This is a genomic window from Roseovarius sp., assembly GCF_027019125.1.
GTDB lineage: Bacteria > Pseudomonadota > Alphaproteobacteria > Rhodobacterales > Rhodobacteraceae > Roseovarius.
In genome coordinates this window covers 300,398-321,028 of sequence record NZ_JALUXE010000002.1, presented here as the reverse complement: position 1 = coordinate 321,028, position 20,631 = coordinate 300,398, and the positions used below count along the sequence as shown (strand labels likewise).

The 20,631-nt window shown below is 61.5% G+C and carries 20 protein-coding genes and 1 tRNA gene; 10 read left to right on the top strand and 11 right to left on the bottom strand.

Annotation, left to right across the window (positions count from 1 at the left end):
• Positions 1-55: 55 nt before the first annotated feature.
• Genes MVC20_RS01725 through MVC20_RS01710 form a run of 4 tightly spaced genes read right to left on the bottom strand, consistent with a single transcriptional unit; the run spans position 56 to position 4,083 of the window.
• Positions 56-943: a DMT family transporter gene (locus MVC20_RS01725; RefSeq protein ID WP_297537816.1), complete on the bottom strand. Its 888-nt coding sequence runs from the start codon at positions 941-943 to the stop codon at positions 56-58.
• Positions 940-1,206 carry an antibiotic biosynthesis monooxygenase gene (locus MVC20_RS01720; RefSeq protein WP_297537815.1) on the bottom strand — a complete coding sequence of 89 codons (267 nt, stop codon included), beginning with the start codon at positions 1,204-1,206 and terminating at the stop codon, positions 940-942. The genes MVC20_RS01725 and MVC20_RS01720 overlap by 4 nt, the downstream gene beginning before the upstream one ends.
• Positions 1,203-2,771 carry a glutamine-hydrolyzing GMP synthase gene (gene guaA / locus MVC20_RS01715; protein ID WP_297537814.1) on the bottom strand — a complete coding sequence of 523 codons (1,569 nt, stop codon included), beginning with the start codon at positions 2,769-2,771 and terminating at the stop codon, positions 1,203-1,205. The genes MVC20_RS01720 and guaA overlap by 4 nt, the downstream gene beginning before the upstream one ends.
• Positions 2,772-2,823: 52 nt before the next feature.
• The gene (locus tag MVC20_RS01710) at positions 2,824-4,083 is read right to left on the bottom strand and encodes an outer membrane protein transport protein (protein ID WP_297537813.1); all 1,260 of its coding nucleotides are present in this window, start codon (positions 4,081-4,083) and stop codon (positions 2,824-2,826) included.
• Positions 4,084-4,406: 323 nt separating this feature from the next.
• Here MVC20_RS01710 and MVC20_RS01705 point away from each other — a divergent pair, with 323 nt between their 5' ends.
• Entirely contained in the window at positions 4,407-5,954 is a 1,548-nt protein-coding gene (locus MVC20_RS01705) for a trimethylamine methyltransferase family protein (protein WP_037269681.1), read from the top strand.
• 60 nt (positions 5,955-6,014) lie between these two features.
• Here the strand turns inward: MVC20_RS01705 and MVC20_RS01700 are convergent, their stop codons facing one another.
• Positions 6,015-6,314 (bottom strand): DUF6477 family protein, encoded by a 300-nt coding sequence (locus tag MVC20_RS01700; protein ID WP_297537812.1) that lies wholly within the window; start codon positions 6,312-6,314, stop codon positions 6,015-6,017.
• Between the two features lie 289 nt (positions 6,315-6,603).
• On the opposite strand from MVC20_RS01700, the gene MVC20_RS01695 reads away from it, so the two are divergent.
• The 3 genes from MVC20_RS01695 to lipA all read left to right on the top strand — a co-directional run bounded on the left by MVC20_RS01695 (position 6,604) and on the right by lipA (position 9,819).
• Positions 6,604-7,671, top strand: coding sequence for a DUF6456 domain-containing protein (locus MVC20_RS01695; protein ID WP_297537811.1), 1,068 nt, complete (start codon positions 6,604-6,606; stop codon positions 7,669-7,671).
• An 82-nt stretch (positions 7,672-7,753) separates the two neighbouring features.
• Positions 7,754-8,752: a hydrogen peroxide-inducible genes activator gene (locus MVC20_RS01690; protein ID WP_297537810.1), complete on the top strand. Its 999-nt coding sequence runs from the start codon at positions 7,754-7,756 to the stop codon at positions 8,750-8,752.
• A gap of 104 nt (positions 8,753-8,856) precedes the next feature.
• Positions 8,857-9,819 (top strand): lipoyl synthase, encoded by a 963-nt coding sequence (gene lipA, locus MVC20_RS01685; RefSeq protein ID WP_297538079.1) that lies wholly within the window; start codon positions 8,857-8,859, stop codon positions 9,817-9,819.
• Between the two features lie 81 nt (positions 9,820-9,900).
• Here lipA and MVC20_RS01680 read toward each other — a convergent pair whose 3' ends face one another.
• Positions 9,901-10,470, bottom strand: a complete 570-nt coding sequence (locus MVC20_RS01680) for a DUF882 domain-containing protein (protein ID WP_297537809.1) — start codon at positions 10,468-10,470, stop codon at positions 9,901-9,903.
• 325 nt (positions 10,471-10,795) lie between these two features.
• On the opposite strand from MVC20_RS01680, the gene MVC20_RS01675 reads away from it, so the two are divergent.
• The 3 genes from MVC20_RS01675 to MVC20_RS01665 all read left to right on the top strand — a co-directional run bounded on the left by MVC20_RS01675 (position 10,796) and on the right by MVC20_RS01665 (position 14,109).
• Positions 10,796-12,421 carry a L,D-transpeptidase family protein gene (locus tag MVC20_RS01675; RefSeq protein WP_297537808.1) on the top strand — a complete coding sequence of 542 codons (1,626 nt, stop codon included), beginning with the start codon at positions 10,796-10,798 and terminating at the stop codon, positions 12,419-12,421.
• A 219-nt stretch (positions 12,422-12,640) separates the two neighbouring features.
• Complete coding sequence (locus MVC20_RS01670; RefSeq protein ID WP_297537807.1) at positions 12,641-12,901, top strand: acyl carrier protein; 261 nt, start codon at positions 12,641-12,643, stop codon at positions 12,899-12,901.
• A complete protein-coding gene (locus MVC20_RS01665) occupies positions 12,898-14,109 on the top strand; it encodes a beta-ketoacyl-[acyl-carrier-protein] synthase family protein (protein WP_297537806.1) in 1,212 nt (403 codons plus the stop codon). The genes MVC20_RS01670 and MVC20_RS01665 overlap by 4 nt, the downstream gene beginning before the upstream one ends.
• Before the next feature lie 59 nt (positions 14,110-14,168).
• On the opposite strand, the gene MVC20_RS01660 is transcribed toward MVC20_RS01665, so the two are convergent.
• The gene (locus MVC20_RS01660) at positions 14,169-14,792 is read right to left on the bottom strand and encodes an invasion associated locus B family protein (RefSeq protein WP_297537805.1); all 624 of its coding nucleotides are present in this window, start codon (positions 14,790-14,792) and stop codon (positions 14,169-14,171) included.
• A gap of 431 nt (positions 14,793-15,223) precedes the next feature.
• Between MVC20_RS01660 and MVC20_RS01655 the strand changes: the two genes are divergently transcribed.
• Positions 15,224-16,783, top strand: coding sequence for a helicase HerA-like domain-containing protein (locus MVC20_RS01655; RefSeq protein ID WP_297537804.1), 1,560 nt, complete (start codon positions 15,224-15,226; stop codon positions 16,781-16,783).
• A gap of 11 nt (positions 16,784-16,794) precedes the next feature.
• Here the strand turns inward: MVC20_RS01655 and MVC20_RS01650 are convergent, their stop codons facing one another.
• Both MVC20_RS01650 and rocF read right to left on the bottom strand, forming a co-directional pair.
• Positions 16,795-17,847, bottom strand: coding sequence for an ornithine cyclodeaminase (locus MVC20_RS01650; RefSeq protein WP_037269688.1), 1,053 nt, complete (start codon positions 17,845-17,847; stop codon positions 16,795-16,797).
• 10 nt (positions 17,848-17,857) lie between these two features.
• Positions 17,858-18,787, bottom strand: a complete 930-nt coding sequence (gene rocF, locus MVC20_RS01645; protein ID WP_297537803.1) for an arginase — start codon at positions 18,785-18,787, stop codon at positions 17,858-17,860.
• Between the two features lie 117 nt (positions 18,788-18,904).
• Between rocF and MVC20_RS01640 the strand changes: the two genes are divergently transcribed.
• The gene (locus MVC20_RS01640; protein WP_037269691.1) at positions 18,905-19,333 is read left to right on the top strand and encodes an Lrp/AsnC family transcriptional regulator; all 429 of its coding nucleotides are present in this window, start codon (positions 18,905-18,907) and stop codon (positions 19,331-19,333) included.
• A gap of 7 nt (positions 19,334-19,340) precedes the next feature.
• On the opposite strand, the gene MVC20_RS01635 is transcribed toward MVC20_RS01640, so the two are convergent.
• Both MVC20_RS01635 and MVC20_RS01630 read right to left on the bottom strand, forming a co-directional pair.
• Positions 19,341-19,805, bottom strand: a complete 465-nt coding sequence (locus tag MVC20_RS01635) for a disulfide bond formation protein B (RefSeq protein WP_297537802.1) — start codon at positions 19,803-19,805, stop codon at positions 19,341-19,343.
• Positions 19,805-20,383 (bottom strand): YqaA family protein, encoded by a 579-nt coding sequence (locus tag MVC20_RS01630; RefSeq protein WP_297537801.1) that lies wholly within the window; start codon positions 20,381-20,383, stop codon positions 19,805-19,807. Before MVC20_RS01630 ends, MVC20_RS01635 begins: the two co-directional genes overlap by 1 nt.
• A 143-nt stretch (positions 20,384-20,526) precedes the next feature.
• Here MVC20_RS01630 and MVC20_RS01625 point away from each other — a divergent pair.
• Positions 20,527-20,612: transfer RNA gene (locus MVC20_RS01625), tRNA-Leu, on the top strand.
• Positions 20,613-20,631: the final 19 nt, after the last annotated feature.

Genomic DNA, 20,631 nt, shown 5'->3' with positions numbered 1-20,631 from the left:
GACGTGGCGGCGGGTGGCGTGTGGGACACACCTTATTGGGGAAAAAAGCGCGTATTCAGGCGCTTTTGCGCGTTTCGCGCCAAAGATTGAGGTAATTCGCGCCAAAGATTACAAGCGCACCCAAGATCACAAATGCGTCAACAGGTTCCGCATACACCAAAACACCGATGATCGCGATCACGGGCAGGCGCAAAAAATCTACCGGCGTGACCAGGGTGGCGGGGGCGAGCGAGAGTGCCGTGGTCAAACAGAAATGCGCCACGAGTCCCGCGCAGCCGATCAGCACCAGCCATGGGGCAGAGGTGAGCGAGGGCACAGCGATGTCGCCATCATACCCGGCGCAGGCCAAGCCAAGCCCGATTTGCAGCAAGGTCATCCAGAACAGAATGCAGGTGAGGGTCTCGGTCCGGGTCAGGCGCTTGGTCATCAGGATGGAGCCGGCAAAGCCGATGGCGGCGGCGGCCGCGGCGAGAGTGCCCATGTTGAGCGTCTCGGGGCTTGGGCGCGCGACGATGAGGATCCCGGCAAAGCCGATCACGGCGGCGAGGGCGCGGGTCCCGGTCAGACGTTCGCCGAGGACAAGAGGCGAGAGGATCAGAACCCACAGGGGCGCGGTAAATTCGAGGGCAAAGACCTGGGCCAGCGGAATCACGGTGATGGCGTAGAACCACAGGTTCTGCCCGGTGAAGTGGCACAGATTGCGAATGACATGCGTGCCGGGGCTGCGCGTGGTGATGGTGCCGATCTGGCCGGTCAGGCGGGCGACGCCAAGCACGAGGACAAAGCCCACGATGCTGCGATACATCATGATCTCGAACGTATCGAGTTCAAAACTGACTGCGCGGCCTGCAACCGCCATGGAGGAGAAGGAAGCGACCGCGCCCAGCATCCAGAGCGCGGCGCGCAGGGTTTGCGGCGCGGGCGCGGGTGCCGCGAGGCTCATTCTTCGACCACTTCGAAGCTGCGCGGCATGTGTGAGGTGACGCGCCACCAGTCGCTCGCTCGGGTGCGGGCCTGGTGCGCATCAAAGGCTGCGCGGTCAACGAACCGCTCGGCCACGGTGAATTCGCATCGCGCGGTTTCGGTCACGTCAAACGCAAGGCAGCCAGGTTCGGCGCGGCTGAGGCGGATATGCTCGGGCAGGGCGGCGCGCACGGTTTCGGCCTCTGCGGGCGCGCAAGTGAGCGTGCCGGTGAGCCGGATCACTCCCACTCGATTGTTCCCGGAGGTTTCGAGGTGATGTCATAGGTCACGCGGTTGATACCCTTGACCTCGTTGATGATGCGCGTTGCGGTTTCGCCCAGAAACTCGTGGGTGAAGGGGTAGTAATCCGCCGTCATCCCATCCACGCTCGTCACCGCGCGCAGCGCGCAGGCGAAATCATAGGTGCGCCCGTCGCCCATCACACCGACGGTGCGCACCGGCAAGATTGCGACGAAGGCCTGCCAGATTTCATCGTAAAGCCCGTGCTTGCGAATCTGGTCGATATAGACGGCATCGGCCTTGCGCAGGATCTCGAGCTTTTCGCGGGTGATCTCGCCGGGGCAGCGGATGGCCAAACCGGGGCCGGGGAAAGGATGACGGCCTATGAAGCTCTGGGGCAGGCCCAATTCACGCCCCAAGGCACGAACCTCGTCCTTGAAAAGCTCGCGCAACGGCTCGACCAGTTTCAGGCCCATTTTCTCGGGCAGGCCGCCGACATTGTGATGCGACTTGATGGTCACAGAGGGACCGCCGGAAAAACTGACGCTTTCGATCACATCGGGGTAAAGAGTGCCCTGGGCAAGAAACTCGGCGCCCTCGATTTGCCCGGCGTATTTCTGGAATACGTCAATGAACAGGCGGCCGATGGTTTTTCTCTTTATCTCCGGGTCACTTACGCCCTCAAGCTCACCCAGGAAAAGATCGGCCTCATCCGCGTGGATGAGGGGGATGTTGTAATTGTCGCGGAACATGGCCACGACCTCTTCGGCCTCGCCCTGTCGCAGCAGACCGTGATCGACAAAGACGCAAGTCAGCTGATCGCCGATGGCCTCGTGGATCAGAACGGCGGCAACCGAGCTGTCGACCCCGCCCGAGAGGCCGCAGATCACCCGCTTGTCGCCCACTTGAGCGCGGATTTTGGCAATCGCCTCTTCGCGATAGGCACCCATCGTCCAGTCGCCTTTAAAGCCGGCCAGACGCACGAAATTCTCATACAGCCGCGCCCCGTTCGGGGTGTGATGCACCTCTGGGTGAAACTGCACCGCGTAAAAGCGGCGCGCCTGATCGGCGGTGATCGCGAAGGGGGCACCGGGCGACGTGCCCAAGACCTCGAATCCGGGAGCGATTTCAGAGACATGATCGCCATGGCTCATCCAGACCTGCTCGCGCGCACCGGCGTCGAACCAGCCTTCGACAAAGCCGCTGGCAACCCCGGTGGGGGTCACATAGGCCCGCCCGAACTCGGCGGTGGCGTGCTCTCCGGCTTCCACCTTGCCGCCCAGATCCTGCATCATCACCTGTTGGCCATAGCAGATGCCAAGGATCGGCACGCCAAGATCATAGGCTGCGCGTGGCGGGCGCGGGCTGCCCTCGCGCATCACGCTGTCAGGGCCGCCGGAAAAGATGATCGCGCGCGGCGCCATTTCCCTCAAAAAGGCATCCGTCACCTTTTGATAAGGGTGGATTTCGCAATAAACATTCAGCTCGCGCAGGCGCCGCGCGATCAGCTGCGTCACCTGGCTGCCAAAGTCGATGATGAGGAGGCGGTCATGGGATATCTGGCTCATGTCCTGCCTAGTAATTGGCGTCCCGCGCCTGTGCAAGCGAAAGCAGCGCGCCTTACCAGCGATAGCTGAGGCCTGTAGCAATCTCGTGCTGGTGCATGCGTATTTTCACCGGCTGCGCGACGCCCGTCAGCGCGGGATTCGCCCCAGAGAAGCTGTTGGAAAACGCATGGGTGTAGGAGAACGTGAAAGACCAATGATCGTCGATCTTGTAGCTGCCGCCCGCAGAGAGATGCCATTGCGGCGTGCCGGGCGCGATGGTGTTGATCACCACGTCGCCATCGTTCTTGATGAACTCGGTCGAATAGCTGACACCGGTGCGCAGCGTGAGCTTGTCCGATGTCCGCCAGATGGCCGCGAGACGCCAGACATCAATATCCTGCCAGCCAAAGCCTACACCGTTCGGCGCGCCAAGCGGGCCATTCGGAGGTGCGCTCGGGTTGGCGATGGATTTTACATTGCCATAGAAAATGCGCTGATATTCGCCCGTGATCGTCCATTGTGGCGCAGAGGCGGGGGTATAGGCCGCGCCAAGGGTCAACATGGCGGGCACGTCGAATTCGCCCTCGGCAAAAAGGCCCTTGTAGCGGCTGAACTTGGACATCTGGATTTCATTGCGGTAGGCCGCGCCGATGGTCCACTCTGGACTGGCCTCGTAGAGAAGGCCAAGGTTCACGCCAAAGCCGGTGGACCAGTCGTGACCGCGATTGGTCACATCGCCGGGGCTGACCGAGAGGCCCGAAAAAGCCTGCAAGCCCTGCGCCTTGAACCGTTGGACCGCGAGAATGGGCGCAATTCCGAGGGACAGGCGGTCATTCACCTTGCGGGCGTAGTTCAGGGTGATGAACGCCTGTTCGAGATTGACCCCAAGCGGTGCGGAGCCTGCGCCGAGACCGGCAAGAAAATTCGTGTCGTATTCAGTGTTCATGCCGCCATTGGCAAAGACGAAGGCACCAAGCGATGAGCGGTCATCGAGCTTCCAGTTGGCGCCGCCGCAGGGAATGAAGAAGACGTCATTCTGGCTCTTGTGAGTGCCGGGGGTCAGCGGGCCACCCGGCGCGATTTCCACATCGCGGTTGGGTGAAAACGTGGTCAGGCAAAAGCCGGCCTGATTGCCCACTTTGACGCCCGTCGCCGGATTTTGCGCCATGCCAAGAACGCCCGTGGGCACCGCGACGCCCGCACCGGCCATGCCCTTGGACTGGCCGCCATATCCATTGGCGAAATAGCCGTTGGTGGCTGTTGCGGGGCTGGCTAGCATTGCTGCACTGATCAGGGCACACACCTTGGCCAAATGGCCGAAACGTATTTTCATCATACAATCCCTCGCGATGCAGTGCAGTTTAACCGCATCTGTCAGTTTGTCCCGCGCTTTTCCAGACCAGAAGTGTTGGTGCTGAAAAGATCAGGCTCAGGCTAAACCATTAGGGTTTGTGAATATATTCTGACATTCACTTTTCTGTGTGTCGAAATCAATCGCGTTCTGGGGGGAATTGATCTGCGACGCGTGTCGCTTTTTCCCCGCAATCGCCGGAATCTTCGCCTGAAGGCGGCGGGCAAACAGGTATGACCACAGTAGACCTGCCCTGAGGCGGGAGCCTTGGCTATTGCAATTGACCACACACGAAGGGTGCATCCATGTCAGAAGCAGCACTGAGCAGCAGACGGTCCCGGGGCGGCGGCGGGGCCGCGCGCCGCGCCGAACGCACCGCCGTCAGCATCGAGACCGCGCGCTATATCGAGCGCAACATTCCCAATTTCGAGGTCCTGACCGAAGAGGCGCTAGAGATCATCGAAGCCAATGCCGAAACGGTGCTGGCAGAGGTTGGCGTGAACTTTGTGCAGAACCCGGCGGCGCTGGAGCGTTGGCGCGCAGCGGGTGCCGATGTGCAGGGCGAGCGCGTGCGTATTCCGCGCGGTCTGGCGCGGCAACTCTGCGCGACCGCCCCGTCGCGGATTATCCAGCATGCGCGCAACCCCGAGCGCACGGTGGAAATCGGTGGCAAGTCGCTGGTTCTGGCACCGGTCTATGGTCCGCCCTTCGTGCGCGACATGGAAGGCGGCCGCCGCTATGCAACGATGGAGGATTTTCGCAAGTTCGTGAAGCTGGGCTATATGTCGAAATGGTTGCACCATTCTGGCGGCACGGTGTGTGAACCCACCGATATTCCGGTGAATAAACGCCATCTTGATATGCTGCTGGCGCATATGACCCTGTCGGACAAGCCCTTTATGGGATCGGTGACAGAGCCTAGCCGCGCGCAAGACAGCGTCGATATGTGCAACATCCTCTTTGGAGAGGAGTTCGTGCAGAACAACACTGTCATGACGTCGCTCATCAACGTGAACTCGCCGATGACGTTTGACGATGTCATGATGGGGTCGCTGGAAATCTATGCTGCCAACAATCAGGCCTGCATCCTGTCGCCCTTTATCGTGGGCGGGGCCATGGCACCGGTTTCGGTGGCGGGCACGCTGACGCAGGTTCTGGCCGAGGTTCTGGCGGGCATTGCCTATAGCCAGCTTGTGCGCCCCGGCGCGCCGATGATCTTTGGCGCTTTTGTGACCTCGATCGACATGAATTCGGGTGCGCCGACATTCGGCACGCCGGAGGCCGCACATATCACCTATGGTGCGGGTCAATTGGCGCGGCGTCTGGGGCTGCCGTTCCGGTCCTCGGGGTCGTTCAACGGCTCGAAACTGCCGGATGCGCAAGCCGCCTATGAGACGGCCAACAGCCTCAACGTGGGCCTGTTGTCAGGCGTCAACTTCATGCTGCATTCCTGCGGTTGGCTGGAGGGGGGGCTGGTGTCCTCGTTCGAGAAATTCGTGATGGATGCCGATCAGTTGGGCACGCTTCACCATCTGGCGCGCGGCGTGCAGGTTGATGAAGAGGCACAGGCGATGGATGCCATCCGCGAGGTCGGACCGGGCGGGCATTATCTCGGCTGCGCGCATACGCAGGCGAATTTCAAATCCGCCTTCTGGCGGTCTGACTTGCTGGATTACAAGCCGTTCGAGACCTGGGCGGATGAGGGCGAGCGCGACACGATGGTTCTGGCCAATGCCCGGGTTCACAAGCTCTTGGCGGATTATCAGCAGCCGCCGCTTGATCCGGCGATTGCCGAAGCGCTTGCGGCCTATGTCGCCAAGCGCAAGGCCGAAATGCCGGATGCATTCAGCTAAAAGACCCAAGACCTGATGTAAAAAAGAGCGCGCCGCACCCGTTTGCGGCGCGCTTTTTTGTCAGGTCTCGATCAGGGACGGGGCGATTGCAATATCCCGTGCCTCGCCCATCATTGCGATCAGCACCTCAACGTGGCGCGCGGGAGAATAGGCCGAATTGTCAAGGCGGCGTTCCTCATCCAGAGCGGCTTCGGTCTCCAGCAGGCGGATCAGCGCCGTGGCGCTCTGAGGGAGGGGGCCATCGCGGAGCAAGCGCCGCAAATGCACCTCGCGGCGATAGTCTTGCAGACCGATGCGCGCGGCGCGGATCAGCAGCGGGGGGCGGCGCAGCGCCCGGAGGGTTCCGAGAATATCATGCATGAGAGGCTCCTGTGATCGTGCATATGCTTCGTCGCACAGGTTGGATGGCTGTTGCGTTTTGGGGTGCTGCGGCGCGCGCAGGGCTTTGGATTTGTTTACGATTTGTCAATGAAGGTTGCATTTCTGGAAACAATTAACGAACCGGTAATCTTTGCACTCTTAAGTTGTGGATAACTCTGTGGGTAAGTTGCCAGGTTGCGATCTGGTGCCGGATGGCCGAAAATCTGGGGGACGGGCGGTGCACGAGGGGTATGCATTCAGAACCATTTTGCATGACGTGCCGTCCTGGGTGCCGGAAGCGGCGCTGCACTATCTGGCCCATACCGAATCCGGCACGCCGATCCGGGCATTGGCGCGGCACGCGGGGCGGCATGCCTCGACCGTGATGCGCCAGATCCGCGCCTATGAGACCCGCCGCGATGATCTCTTGGTGGATGAGGCGCTGCGGCGGCTTGGCCAGAGGGTCAGCCATGACAAGATGCCCGGTTCTCCTGCCAAGGAGGCCCCGATGACATCCCAGACCATCTCGCAAAAAGATCAGGCGCTTGAGTTGACTGAACTCCGGTTGAAATCTGAGGCGCAGCGCGTCTTGCGCCGCCTGTGTGAGGCGGGCGCTCTGTTGGCTGTCTCTGCCGATATGGACAAGGCCGTGGTGGTGCGTGACACTGGCATCGGTCAGACCCTGCGCACGGCCGTGGTCGAGCGCCAAGTGGCCGAGGCAATGGCGCTCAAAGGTTGGGTGGCCTGTGACGCGCCGGGGCGCATCGCGCGCTACCATATCACCGCAACGGGCCGCAACGCGCTGAGCCTGATGCTGGCAGAGGCGGAAAATCAGGCAAGCGGGTTCGGCGACGGGCCGGTGATGGCGTCGGGCCGCGCGGTGGCGCGCCCCGCCTCGGGGGCAAGCGGGCGGCGCGCGCGTTATGGGATGGTCGACTCGCCGCTCGTGGCACTGGCCCGACGACGCGACAAGGACGGTAGCCGGTTCTTGACGTCGGACCTTGTACGCGCGGGCGAACGGCTGAGAGAGGATTTCGAACTGGCCCATATGGCGCCGCGGGTCACGCAGAACTGGGATCATTTCCTGAGCCATGTCGACGACCAAGCCAGCCCCTCCGTCTCGCGGGGATATGATGCCGAGGCGGCCCGCCTACGCGTTCTGGAGGCGTTGCGTGAGTTGGGGCCGGGGTTGGGGGATGTGGTGCTACGCTGCTGTTGCTACATGGAAGGGCTGGAGCGCGCCGAAAAGAAAATGGGGTGGTCTGCGCGGTCAGGCAAGATCGTGTTGCGTATCGCGCTGCAACGGCTCAAGCAACATTACGAGAGGCTGGGCGACGCGGGCGGCTTGATCGGCTGACGGCGAATGAGCGCGCTGGCTGCAAACCTGTCATGCGATAATTCAGGGTTGTCCTTGGGTTGGTTAGCCATAAGCTGAAGATATGAACATCACTCTGCGACAGCTTGGCTATTTCAAGGCGCTTGCCGAACAACGCAATTTCGGGCGCGCGGCAGAGGTGGTCAATATTTCGCAGCCGGCGCTATCGGTTCAGATCAAGGAGTTGGAAACAACGCTTGGTCAAAAACTGGTGGAACGCCGCGCGCGCGATGTCGTGTTGACCCCGTTTGGCCGTCTTATACTGGCCCATGCGCAGCGCGTTCTGGACGAGATGCAGGCGTTGACCGAGGCAGCGCGCTGGCAAGGCGGGCTGGCTGGGCGGCTGTCTTTGGGCATTATCCCGACCATCGCGCCCTATATCCTGCCCGGCGTGCTCGAGGCGCTGCGCAGCCGCGACATCTCGCTCGATGTGCAGGTGCGCGAGGCCAAGACCGACCAGTTGATCGCGGATATCCAGAGCGGGCAGCTTGACGCCGCGATTCTGGCGCGGCCGGTCGGGGCCGAGGGGCTGCGCGAGCGGTTGTTGTTCGAAGATCGGTTCTTGTTGGCGGGCACCTCGGTCCGGTTGTCGGCACTCGGGCAGGGTGCCGAGGCGTTGCGCCCCACCTCGCTCGTCCATAGCCCGCTGCTGTTGCTGGAAGAGGGGCACTGTCTGACCGATCAGGCGCTGGAGGTCTGCGGTCGGGGCCGGGGCCATGCGCAGATCGACATGGGGGCCTCATCCCTCGGCACGTTGTCACGGCTGGTGGCGGCGGGATTTGGCCTGACGCTCATGCCCGAGATTGCGGCGGCAACCGAAGTGCAGGCCGCGCCGGGCATCCATCTGCGCCGGTTCGACCCGCCAGAACCCGCCCGCCAGATCGTGCTGGTGCGCCGTCAGAGCACGCACGACGAGGTCTGGTTCGAGAAACTGGCCGAGGTTCTGGAAACGGTTGGGGACGCGCTTATTGCTCTTGCGCGGACAGATGTACCGAACGCCGCCACCGTAACGCGACCTGCGCCGCAAGCGACGCAGGCCGACATTTACAGGGACACTCACTAAGCGCGATGGATACTCTTTACCCATGGCGCAGACGTCGGGATGTAACGCTGCGTGACTGGCACTCTCCATCGCTATGACTTATACTAGCGAAGCCTTACCAATTCATTCGCGGGGAAAAATTCGTGCGCGATCTCAAACTTCCGGACCAACGCCATCCTGAAAAGGCGCATCGCCCCGATAACGCCCAGCCGCGCAAGCCGGACTGGATAAGGGTGAAGGCGCCGACCAGCAAAGCCTATTTCGAAACGCACCGGATCATGCGCGAGCACAAGCTGGTGACGGTCTGTGAGGAGGCAGGCTGTCCCAACGCTGGCGAATGTTGGAGCCAGGGGCATGCCACCATGATGATCATGGGCGAGATTTGCACGCGGGGCTGCACCTTTTGCAATGTGGCGACCGGCAAGCCGCAAACGCTCGACGCGTTCGAACCGGGGCGCGTGGCCGATGCCGTGTCGAAACTGGGACTGAAACATGTGGTCGTGACCAGCGTTGACCGTGACGACCTTGCGGATGGCGGGGCCGAGCACTTTGCCCAGACCATTCGTGCGATCCGGCACCGCGCACCCGGGACGACGATCGAGATTCTGACGCCCGATTTCCTGCATTGCGATGAGGGCGCGCTGGAAACCGTGGTGGCCGCCAAGCCGGATGTGTTCAATCACAATCTCGAAACCGTGCCAGGGCTCTATCCGACCGTGCGCCCCGGTGCGCGGTATTTCCATTCCCTGCGTCTCTTGCAGCGGGTCAAGGAACTGGATCCCACGCTGTTCACCAAATCGGGGATCATGGTGGGGCTTGGCGAGGATCGGCAGTCCGTGCATCAGGTGATGGACGACATGCGCGCAGCAGGAATAGATTTCCTGACTATCGGCCAATATCTGCAGCCAACGCCCAAGCATCATGCGGTTGACCGTTTCGTGCATCCGGATGAATTTGCCGCCTATGAAAAGGCAGCCTATGGCAAAGGGTTCCTGATGGTTTCGGCGTCACCTCTCACGCGGTCCAGCTATCATGCCGGGGATGATTTCGCCCGGTTGCAGGCAGCGCGGAACGCGAAATTCGCCTGAAGGTGATGGCAGTCTGTTCCATGAAAAAGAAAACCGGCCTCAGGGCCGGTTTTTCGTTTGTGCCATGTCAGAGCCTGCGGTTCAACGGCCCCACGTACGGACCGGACCACAATCCATATGCACGAAATTGCTGCCTGAGTAGCGCCCGACACCGCCGCCGCCACAGGCCACGCCCGCGCGGTAAATCTGGCTGACCGAGCGGCTGCCAAGGCGCAGGTCGGCCGCTTCGCCGACCATATGCCGGGAATTGCGGGCAACGCCGCTGGATCGGCTGCGCAACATGGCGTTGGTCTGGGGGCTGCGATAGCCGCTCAAGAGCGTGTAGGGCTCGGAGACGTCAAGAAGATTGTGACTGGCGGCCATGATGTCGATGGTGCGAATGTCGATGTCGCGGACCTGATTGGTGCGCCAGTCGCGCATGAAGAGCGAAATCTCGCGGACCGCTTCCTTCAGGTAGTCGCCCTCAATCCAGTAAATCGTATCGAGCCGCTCACCGGTGCGCGGCGAAACCAGACGGATCCGGCGAATATCGCCCGCGCCACGTAGAAACCCGGCTGCATTCGAAAAAGTGGGAGCCGCTGACACGGCCGTTGCCGCGAACGCCAGCAGAACGCCACGCCGCGAGATGCCAGTTGAACTGATTTCTGTCATTGTTTCAATCGCCTGTCCCGTAGCCTACCTGTTGTTGCTGTCCCGCAACATTCCGTATCATCCCCAAGATGTGCGAATTGTATGGCACAGCAGGAATCAATGACCAAGCCCTGATTTTTCGTGTCGTTCAATATTCAAGTCCTTTCGGCGAGATTTCGCGCATAATTTCCTCGATGTGGCCTGAATGCGCATTCGCCGCTGCATTTTCGCCGCAGTCACGCGCTTGTCGGTGAATGTGACAGGGAATCCTTAGGAAAAAATTGAGAACGAACAGATATCCCGGCTATAGTTTCACAAAGCGATCCCGTGACTTAGAGGTAGAAAAATGTTCTTGGCACTTGGCCAATCGTGTATCCGCGCAGCTTCCAGGCCGTTTGTGATCCTGTTGACAGGTGTCTTCTTGCTGTTTGCAGGGATTGTGCCAGCTGCGGCACAAGAGGCGGCCTTTCGGCAGGCCGTGGCAGAGGCGGCAGCCGAGGATCGTGATCTGGCGGCCTTTTATCAGGAACAGGCGTATCGCCCGGTCTGGACGGGTAACGGAGCAGAGCACCTTGCGCGGCGTCAGGCCCTGGTTCAGGTCTTGGCGCGGGCAGGGGTGCATGGTCTGCCTGCGCAGCGCTACGACCTCAATGGGGTGATGACAGCCATGCGCACCGCGCGGTCGCAGCGCGATCTGGGACAGGTCGAAGTGGCATTGAGCCGTGCCTATTTGCGCTATGCGCGGGATGTGCAATCGGGGGTTCTGGTCCCCTCGGAGGTTGTCGGCGACATCAAGCGCGAGGTTGCACGGCGTGAGGCCGGGGCGCTTTTGACCGAGATTTTATCCGGCGATCCCGCGCGCAAAATGCGCAACCTTGCGCCTCAGAGCAATGAATATGCCCGGCTGCTCAAGCAAAAACTTCATCTTGAACACCTGATCGCCGACGGCGGCTGGGGGCCGACGGTGACGGCGGAAAAACTGCGCCCCGGTGACAGTGGTCCGGCAGTCATTGCCCTGCGCAACCGTTTGATTGCAATGGGTTATCTCGCGCGCAGCGCGGCGCAGACCTATGACATGCGGCTGCAACAGGCCGTGCAGGCCTTTCAGGCCGATCACGGGCTTGAACAGGATGGCGTTGCCGGGGCGACGACGCTTGCGGCGCTCAACACGCCCCCGAGCGAGCGGCTCAAATCGGTGATCGTTGCCATGGAACGGGAACGCTGGCTGAGCGAAGAGCGGGGTCTGCGGCACATCCTTGTCAATCTCACGGATTTCAGCGCGCGGATTCTCGACAATGACGAGGTCACGTTCGCCACCCGCGCCGTGATCGGCAAGAATGACCAGAACCGTCGCAGCCCCGAATTCTCGGACGAGATGGAGTATATGGTCATCAACCCGACGTGGCACGTGCCCTATTCCATCGCGGTCAATGAATACCTGCCGCAAATGCAGCGCAATCCGGGGGCGGCGTCGCATCTCAAGCTCTACAATCGCAACGGCCGCGAGGTAAGCCGCGGGGCAGTCAATTTTGGGGCGTATAACGCGCGGAATTTCCCCTTTGCGATCAAGCAACCGCCATCCGAGCGCAATGCGCTTGGGCTGGTCAAGTTCATGTTCCCGAACAAATACAACATCTATCTGCACGACACCCCGCAGAAGGCCCTGTTTGATCGGGAAAAGCGCGATTTCAGCCATGGCTGTATTCGCCTGCATCAGCCGTTCGATTTCGCCTATGCGCTCTTGGCGCGGCAGGAAAGCGATCCCAAGGCATTCTTCAAGTCCGTTCTGGACACAAGGCGCGAAACCTATGTGCAGCTCGAACAGCATGTGCCGGTGCATATCATCTATCGAACCGCATTTACCCAGGCACAGGGGCGTCCGCAGTATCGTGGCGACGTCTACGGGCGTGATGCGCGGATTTGGGAGGCGCTTGAAAAGTCCGGTGTGTCTCTGGACGCGCCACAGGGCTGAGCTGTAATTTTCTCGTGGGTTGAGGGTCCGTGCCGCAAGGTGCGGGCCTTTTTTTATGGGGTTTCGTGTGATAGCGCAGAGGACGCGCCGCGACGCCGTGTTTGGGTGCATTGAAAAGATTGTCTGGGCGTGGGACCGATCTTAAATAAACTGTTACAAAACCGACGCAAAAGACCAGCATCCGCCCGGGCCCCGGGCGTCAGAATGAAAGACCTTGCCATGAGCAGCATTCAGGACCGTGTGATCGCCATCATCGCCGAACAGGCTGTGCTTGAACCCGCGGATGTCACTCTCGACAGCACCCCCGAGGATCTGGGGATCGACAGCCTCGGATTGGTCGAGAGCATCTTTGCAATCGAAGAGGCGTTTGACATCTCCGTGCCGTTCAATGCCAACAACCCGGCAGAGAGCGATTTCGACATTTCCTCGGTGCGTTCGATCATTGCAGGCATCGAGCGGCTGGTCGCGGAGCAATCGTGAAACGCGTGGTCATTACCGGGGCGGGCACGATCAACGCGCTTGGCGCCGATGTGCCCAGCACCCTCGAGGCGATGCGCGAAGGGCGATGCGGCATTTCCGATCTGGAGTTTCAGGATGTCGAGCGTCTGTCGATTCGTATCGGTGGACAGGTCAAGAATTACGACCCCGAAGCGCAGTTCAACCGCCAGCAACTGGCGCTCTATGACCGCTTTACCCAGTTCACCCTGATCGCGGCGCGTCAGGCGATCGCGCAGGCGGGATTGGAGTTTACGGGTGAATTGGCGGCGCGGGCAGGGGTGATCCTTGGCAATTCGGGTGGGGGTATGACCACGCTCGACGAAAATTACCGCTCTGTCTACGAAGAGGGCAAGAACCGGGTACACCCCTTTGTCGTGCCCAAGTTGATGAACAACGCCGCGGCCTCGCATTTGTCGATGGAATTCAACCTCAAGGGGCCGACCTTTACCGTATCCACTGCCTGTGCCTCGTCCAATCACGCGATGGCGCAGGCGTTTCAGATGGTGCATGGCGGGATTACGCCGGTGATGGTCACGGGCGGATCGGAGTCAATGCTGTGCTTTGGCGGCGTCAAGGCGTGGGAAGGGTTGCGCGTCATGAGTCGCGATGGCTGCCGCCCGTTTTCCGCAAATCGCAACGGCATGGTGCAGGGCGAGGGGGCCGCGATCTTTGTTTTCGAAGAGCTGGAGCACGCCAGGAAACGCGGGGCCGAGATCCTCGCAGAGGTCGCGGGCTTTGCGATGACATCGGACGCGTCGGATATTGTGATGCCATCGAAACAGGGGGCGGCCAGGGCCATAACCGGAGCGCTCAACGACGCGAGGGTCAACCGCGAGGACGTGGGGTATATCAACGCCCATGGGACTGGCACAGCGGCCAATGACAAGACGGAAAGTGCTGCCGTTGCGGATGTGTTTGGCCATCATGCCGATCGGCTTATGATCTCCTCGACCAAATCCATGCATGCGCATCTGATTGGTGGCACGGGGGCGGTCGAGCTATTGGCCTGCATCATGGCGCTGCGTGACGGGATCATTGCGCCGACCATTGGCTATGAGGAACCCGACCCGGAATGCGCGCTCGATGTGGTGCCCAATGTCGCGCGCGAGGCGCGGGTGAACGTGGCGCTGAGCAATGCCTTTGCCTTTGGCGGGCTGAATGCGGTTCTGGCGCTCAAACGCTTTGCCTGAGATGTGAGACGCAAAACGCCGCCCGAATGGGCGGCGTTCGTTTGTGGCACAGGGCGCGCTTACTGCTGAAGAACAGAGGCTTCTTCGAAGGCGGCGGTAAAGCCCTTGAGCGAGGCGTCGATCTTGACCTTTTGCTCGGGGGCCTGTGCCGGGACGATCTCGATCGTCACTTTCACACCGCGCTTCATCGCATCGACATCCTGTTGCGTCAGGCCGATGCGTGCGAAACAGCCGGCCATGGTGCAGAACGAGTAGGCGTAGCTTTTGGCGTTTGCCCCATCGACCGAGAGCTTGATTTCCTCTGTCAGAAGCGTGCCGAGCGGGGCGGCAATCGTGGCCCCCGCAATTACGGGCGATCCTTCCGGCAGGCGATAGATGCTGAACTCCGCCACGGGATTTCCCGCGCTCTCGGTCAGCAGTTGATACATCTGGCAGAGGTCTTCCTGCCCTTCCACGCCGGTGCGGAAGCACTTGATCTGCCAATCGTCATGGGTGGATTTGATATAGGCCGGATCCTCTTGCACGGGGCGCCCTGTGTCGAGACCGACGGTGGGGGTCTCGGTCTCCGGCTGCGCTGCCTCTGCCGGGGCTTCGGGGGCCGGTTGTGTTGCCTCCTGCGCACTCAGGGCACCGCCCATAGCGAGGAACGCCATGATCGAAAAGCTGGTCAATAGTTTAGGCATCATTTCCCCATATCGGTCTATGTTTCCGCCGCGCTTTAGCATGGCGTGACAGGAGAGTCAGGATCAAAACAGCAACTATGCCGTCTTGCCAGCAGCTTTGCGCCATCTTGTAATATGCCGTGATTGCGCGCTTGGCTCAAAACGCACGGCACAAAAAGAAAGAGGCCTTGCGGCCTCTTCCTGCGTTTCTCCCCGTCGGACTGGCCGACTTAGTTATTGATCGGGACGCTAGGACAGAAGCGCGCATGCGTCAACAGGGAAGGTCGCAAAATTGCGAAAAAAGGCCGCACCCATTGGGCGCGGCCAGTCTGACAGGGAGGAAGTCACCCAAAACCAGAGGACAATCGGTTCCGGGCATGGATTCAGACTGGCATGAAAGGGTTAATTAAGTATGGTCGGCCCGTGACCTTTTCTGGACAGGGGGTGTAGGGGTGCAGACTTCGATTTTTGTAGGTGGCGGTGGCGTGGATTACGCCGAGCCTCAGGAGCTCTTGCTGAAATACGGCAATCGTCATGGTCTGGTCGCAGGGGCCACGGGCACCGGCAAGACCGTGACGCTGCAAGTGCTGGCCGAGGGGTTCTCGGACGCCGGCGTGCCGGTCATCCTGTCGGATATCAAGGGCGACGTGTCGGGCATGGCCGTGGCAGGTAGCCCCGATCACAAGCTGCACGGCCCCTTCACCGAGCGCGCCCGCAAGATCGGTTTCGACGGGTTTCGCTACGACACGTTTCCGGTGATCTTCTGGGATCTTTTCGGCGAACAAGGCCATCCGGTGCGCACCACCCTGTCCGAGATGGGGCCGCTCTTGTTGTCACGGCTGATGGGGCTGACCGACGCGCAGGAAGGCGTGCTCAATATCGCCTTTCGCGTGGCCGATGAAGAGGGGCTGCCGCTTCTTGATCTCAAGGACCTGCAGGCGCTGCTGACATGGGTGGGCCAGAACAGCGCGGATCTGTCCTTGCGCTATGGCAATGTCGGGACATCTTCGGTCGGCGCCATTCAACGCGCGCTTCTGGTGCTGGAAAATCAGGGGGGCGCGCATTTCTTTGGCGAGCCTGCCCTGGCGCTTGAGGATTTGATGCGTGTGACGCCCGAGGGGCGCGGTTATGTCAACATCCTCGCTGCGGACCGGTTGATCAACTCGCCCCGGCTCTATGCGACGTTCCTGCTCTGGCTCTTGAGCGAGCTGTTCGAGACCCTGCCAGAGGTGGGCGATGTCGAGAAACCCAAGCTGGTGTTCTTCTTTGACGAGGCGCATCTCTTGTTCGACGACGCACCCAAGGCCCTTGTGGACAAGGTCGAACAGGTGGCACGGCTGATCCGCTCCAAGGGCGTTGGCGTTTACTTCATCACCCAGAACCCTGATGATGTGCCCGAGGATATTCTGGGCCAGCTGGGCAACCGGTTTCAGCATGCGCTGCGCGCCTTTACCGCGCGGGACCAAAAGGCGCTCAGCCGCGCCGCCGAGACCTATCGTCCCAATCCGCGCTTTGACACGGTCGAGGCGATCCGCGATGTGGGCGTGGGCGAGGCCGTGACCTCGATGCTGCAGAACAAGGGCGTGCCGGGCGTGGTGGAACGCACGCTCATTCGTCCCCCCGCGACACAGCTTGGCCCTTGCGATGCCGCTACACGGCGCGCGGTGATTGCAGCATCGCCCGTGGCAGGCAAATACGAGGTGGCGATTGATCGCCATTCGGCTCATGAGATTCTGGCTGCCCGCGCCGAGGCTGCGGCGAAAGAGGCAGAAGAGGCTGAGGCCAAGATTGCCGCCGCTGCCGCCGCCGAAGAGGCGGAGGCGGAGCGTGCTCGTGAATTCAAGGCAGCGCGGCGTTATGGTGCCGGGACGTCTTCGGGCCAGAGCCGCCGTGCGCGCGAACCCGAAAGTCTCGGGGGGGCGCTTGCCTCGGCGGTGATGAAGGAATTGACCGGCACCACGGGACGCCGCATCGTGCGCGGCATCTTGGGCGGGCTCTTCAAGGGCCGCTGAGGCGCGACCGCTCAGGGTCTGGCCGCGCGTTGCAGCATGCCAAAGAGGTCGCGGGGATCGTCCGGATCGGCCAGAAGGTCGAGGTCGAGGAATAGTTCGGTTCCCGCGATATGGTCGCGCACATAGCGTAGGGCCGAGAAATCCTCGATCGCAAAGCCCACGCTGTCGAAGAGCGTGATCTGATCATTGCTGGTCCGGCCCTTCGCGGTGCCGTTGATCACCTGCCACATCTCGGTCACGGGGTGATCCGGGGCAAGCTGCTGGATTTCCCCCTCGATCCGGGTCTGTTCGGGATATTCGACGAAGATGCTCGCGCGGTGCAGCACGCCGGGGGCCAGTTCCGTCTTGCCCGGACAGTCGCCACCGATGGCGTTGATATGCACACCTGCGCCAACCATGTTGTCGGTCAGAATGGTGGCATATTGCTTGTCCGCCGTGCAGGTGGTGATGATCTGCGCGCCTTCCATGCTCTCCTCTGGGGTGGTGCAGGGGATCACCTCCAGCCCAAGCCCTTGCAGATTGCGGGCGGCCTTGGCGGTGGCGGCGGGATCGATGTCATAGAGGCGCACGGATTTGAGGCCGCAGATTGCCTTCATCGCCAGCGTCTGAAACTCGGACTGCGCGCCATTGCCGATCATCGCCATGGTATCCGCGCCCTTGGGGGCCAGATACTTGGCCACCATCGCCGAGGTGGCGGCCGTGCGCAGCGCCGTGAGCACGGTCATTTCGGACAATAGCACCGGATAGCCGTTGCCCACATTGGCCAAGAGGCCAAAGGCAGTGACGGTTTGCAGTCCCTCACGGGTATTCTTGGGATGGCCGTTCACATATTTGAAGCCATAAACCTCGCCGTCCGAGGTGGGCATGAGCTCGATCACGCCCTCCTTGGAATGGCTGGCGATGCGGGGGGTCTTGTCGAACAGTTCCCAGCGGCGGAAATCGGCCTCTATATAGTCGGCCAGACCGCGCAACATCGGCTCTATCCCGATGTGATGCACCAGTTTCATCATGTCGTCGACAGAGACAAAAGGCACCAATGCCTTGTGAGAGGGGGCGAGCGTCATATTGGGGTCCTCAGCTATAGGCTTGGGTCGGGCGGTCAAAGACGCGGCGGCCAAGGGCCGACGCCGCGAGATCGACCATCACCTGTGCGGTGCGCCCGCGTTCGTCCAGAAACGGGTTGAGTTCCACGAGATCGAGCGAGGTCATGAGCCCACTGTCGCAGATCATCTCCATCGTCAGATGTGCCTCGCGGATTGTCACGCCACCGGGCACCGTGGTGCCCACGGCGGGTGCAAAGATCGGGTCGATGAAATCGACATCGAGGCTGACATGCAGCGCGCCCCCCGCCGCAGCGACACGGTCGAGAAAGGCCGCGAGCGGGCGGGAAATCCCCTCTTCGTCGATCACCCGCATGTCGTGATAGCGGATGCGGCTGGCCTGAAGCGCCTCGCGTTCCGCCCGGTCCACAGAGCGCAGGCCAAGGATACAGATATTCTCTTCGGGCACCGGATGGGCCACCGGGGGAAAGCCGTGAAACCCGGCGCGTCCTGTGACATAACCAAGGGGTGTGCCGTGCAGATTGCCCGAGGCCGTGGTCTGCGGCGTGTGAAAATCGCTATGGGCATCGAGCCAGAGCACGAATTGAGGGCGCCCCATGGCGGCGGCATGGCTGGCCACACCCGCGACAGAGCCGAGCGACAGGCTGTGATCGCCCCCCAGAAAGATCGGAAGCCCCTCTTGCATGGCCGTTTCCGCGGCCTGCATCAAGGAGGCCGTCCAGCCCGCCGTTTCCGCGGGTGCATGAACATGCGCGGGCAGGGCGGGGTCGGCGGCGACCGAAGCAGGGCTGAGATTGCCAAGATCGCGCAAGCTGTGCCCGAGATCGCCAAGCGCCTCGGCCAGCCCGGCCGTGCGATAGGCATCGGGACCCATCAGGCAGCCGCGCCGATCCTTGCCACTATCCACAGGGGCACCGATCAGAAGAATGGTTTGTGGCGTCATCCAAAGCCCTCCCTTTGTGGTTTGGGGTCAGGATGCCGCCGAATTGGGTTGATTTGAAGCGGCTAATTTGCGCAAATAGGGCAGCAATTGCGCAAATTGGATCAAAGGTTTTGCGAAATGGATGATGCTGATCAGAGGTTGATCTCCATGCTGCGGCATGACGCGCGCGCCTCTCTGTCAGATCTGGCAATCGGGCTTGGCATGTCGCGCACAACGGTCCGCGCGCGGATCGAACGGCTGCGCGCCAGCGGGGCGATTGTTGGCTTTACCGTCGTGCTGCGCGGCGACGCGGCCCGCGATCCGGTGCGGGGCCTCATGATGCTGGGGATCGAAGGGCGCGGTACCGACCGGATCCTGCGTCAGCTCAACGGGCTGAGTGCCGTGCGCGCGACCCACACCACCAATGGCCGGTGGGATGTGATCGTCGAGATTGGCACCGAGACGCTGGAGGAACTCGACAAGGTGCTGGCGCAAATCCGGCGGTTCGAAGGGATCGCCCAGTCCGAGACAAGTCTGCTCCTCAATACCTGGAAATCGGGGGCCTGACGCTGTTTCAGCGCGCGCGCAAGGCCATCAGCCAGAGTGCGGCCAACCCCAGCGACACGAGCATGTTCCAACTGGCCATTGACAGGCCAAGCATTTCCCAAGGCACCTGATCGCAGCGAACCAAGGGGGCCGCCATGATCTGTTCAAAGAGCGCATCGGCGCTGATCCCGTCCGTACCGGAGGAGGAGCAACTGGTCGGACCTTGCCACCAGCCACGCTCGACCCCGGTGTGATAGCCACCAATAGCCGCGGTGGTCATGGCCGCGAGGAGACCTGCAAGGCTGAACAGGCGGGGCAGGGCAATGAGGGCTGCGGCGCCGAAACCGATTGCGAAAACATGTGGCCATCGTTGCCAGATGCAGAGCTTGCACGGGGCCATGCCGCCCAGGTGCTGAAACCCGAGTGCGCCCAGCATGAGGGCTGCGGACCCGCCTGCGGCGAGGAGAATTAGGTGCTTCTGGCTTAGTTTCATCAAAGGAACCTCGTCGCGTAAAAGCCGCCAAAGAGCAGGACCACAAAGGCGATGGTCACGAGGCCAAGACGGCGCTCGATGAAATCGCGCACTGGGGCCCCGAATTTCCACAACAGGGCCGCGACCAGAAAGAACCGGATGCCGCGCGCCAGAATCGAACTGGCGATGAAAACGCCCAAAGGCATCGCGGTCCAGCCAGACATGATGGTGATGACCTTGTAGGGAAAGGGCGTGATGCCGGCGGTCAGCACCGCCCAGAACCCGAAGTCGTTGAACCGCCCGCTGAAGGCGGCCATCGCGTCGCCCTTGCCGAGGGCTGCGAGGATCGGTTGGCCAATCTCCTGAAAGGCAAAGGCACCGATGGCATAGCCCAAGAGCCCCCCCAGAACCGAGGACACAAGGGCCACGACCGCGATCAACCATGCGCGCGACGGGCGGGCGAGGATCATCGGGATCATCAGCACATCGGGCGGAATCGGAAAGACCGAACTCTCGACAAAGGACACCGCCGCAAGGGCCCAAAGCGCATGGCGGTGATCGGCCATGCGGATCGTCCAGTCATAAAGCGCGCGGATCATCTGTGTCTCTCGGGTTGCCTGACGCGAGACACCACGCCAATTGGCCGGGGTCAAGGCCCGAGAGATTTCTTGTGCAATTTCCGCCGAGAGACTCCGTTTCGCCACTGGACGCCGGTCGCTTGCTTGGCTAGAGAAAGGACAGTGCCCAAGTGGCGGAACGGTAGACGCAGCGGATTCAAAATCCGCCGCCTTTACGGGTGTGTGGGTTCGAATCCCACCTTGGGCACCATTCGCTTTCCCAGACCAGT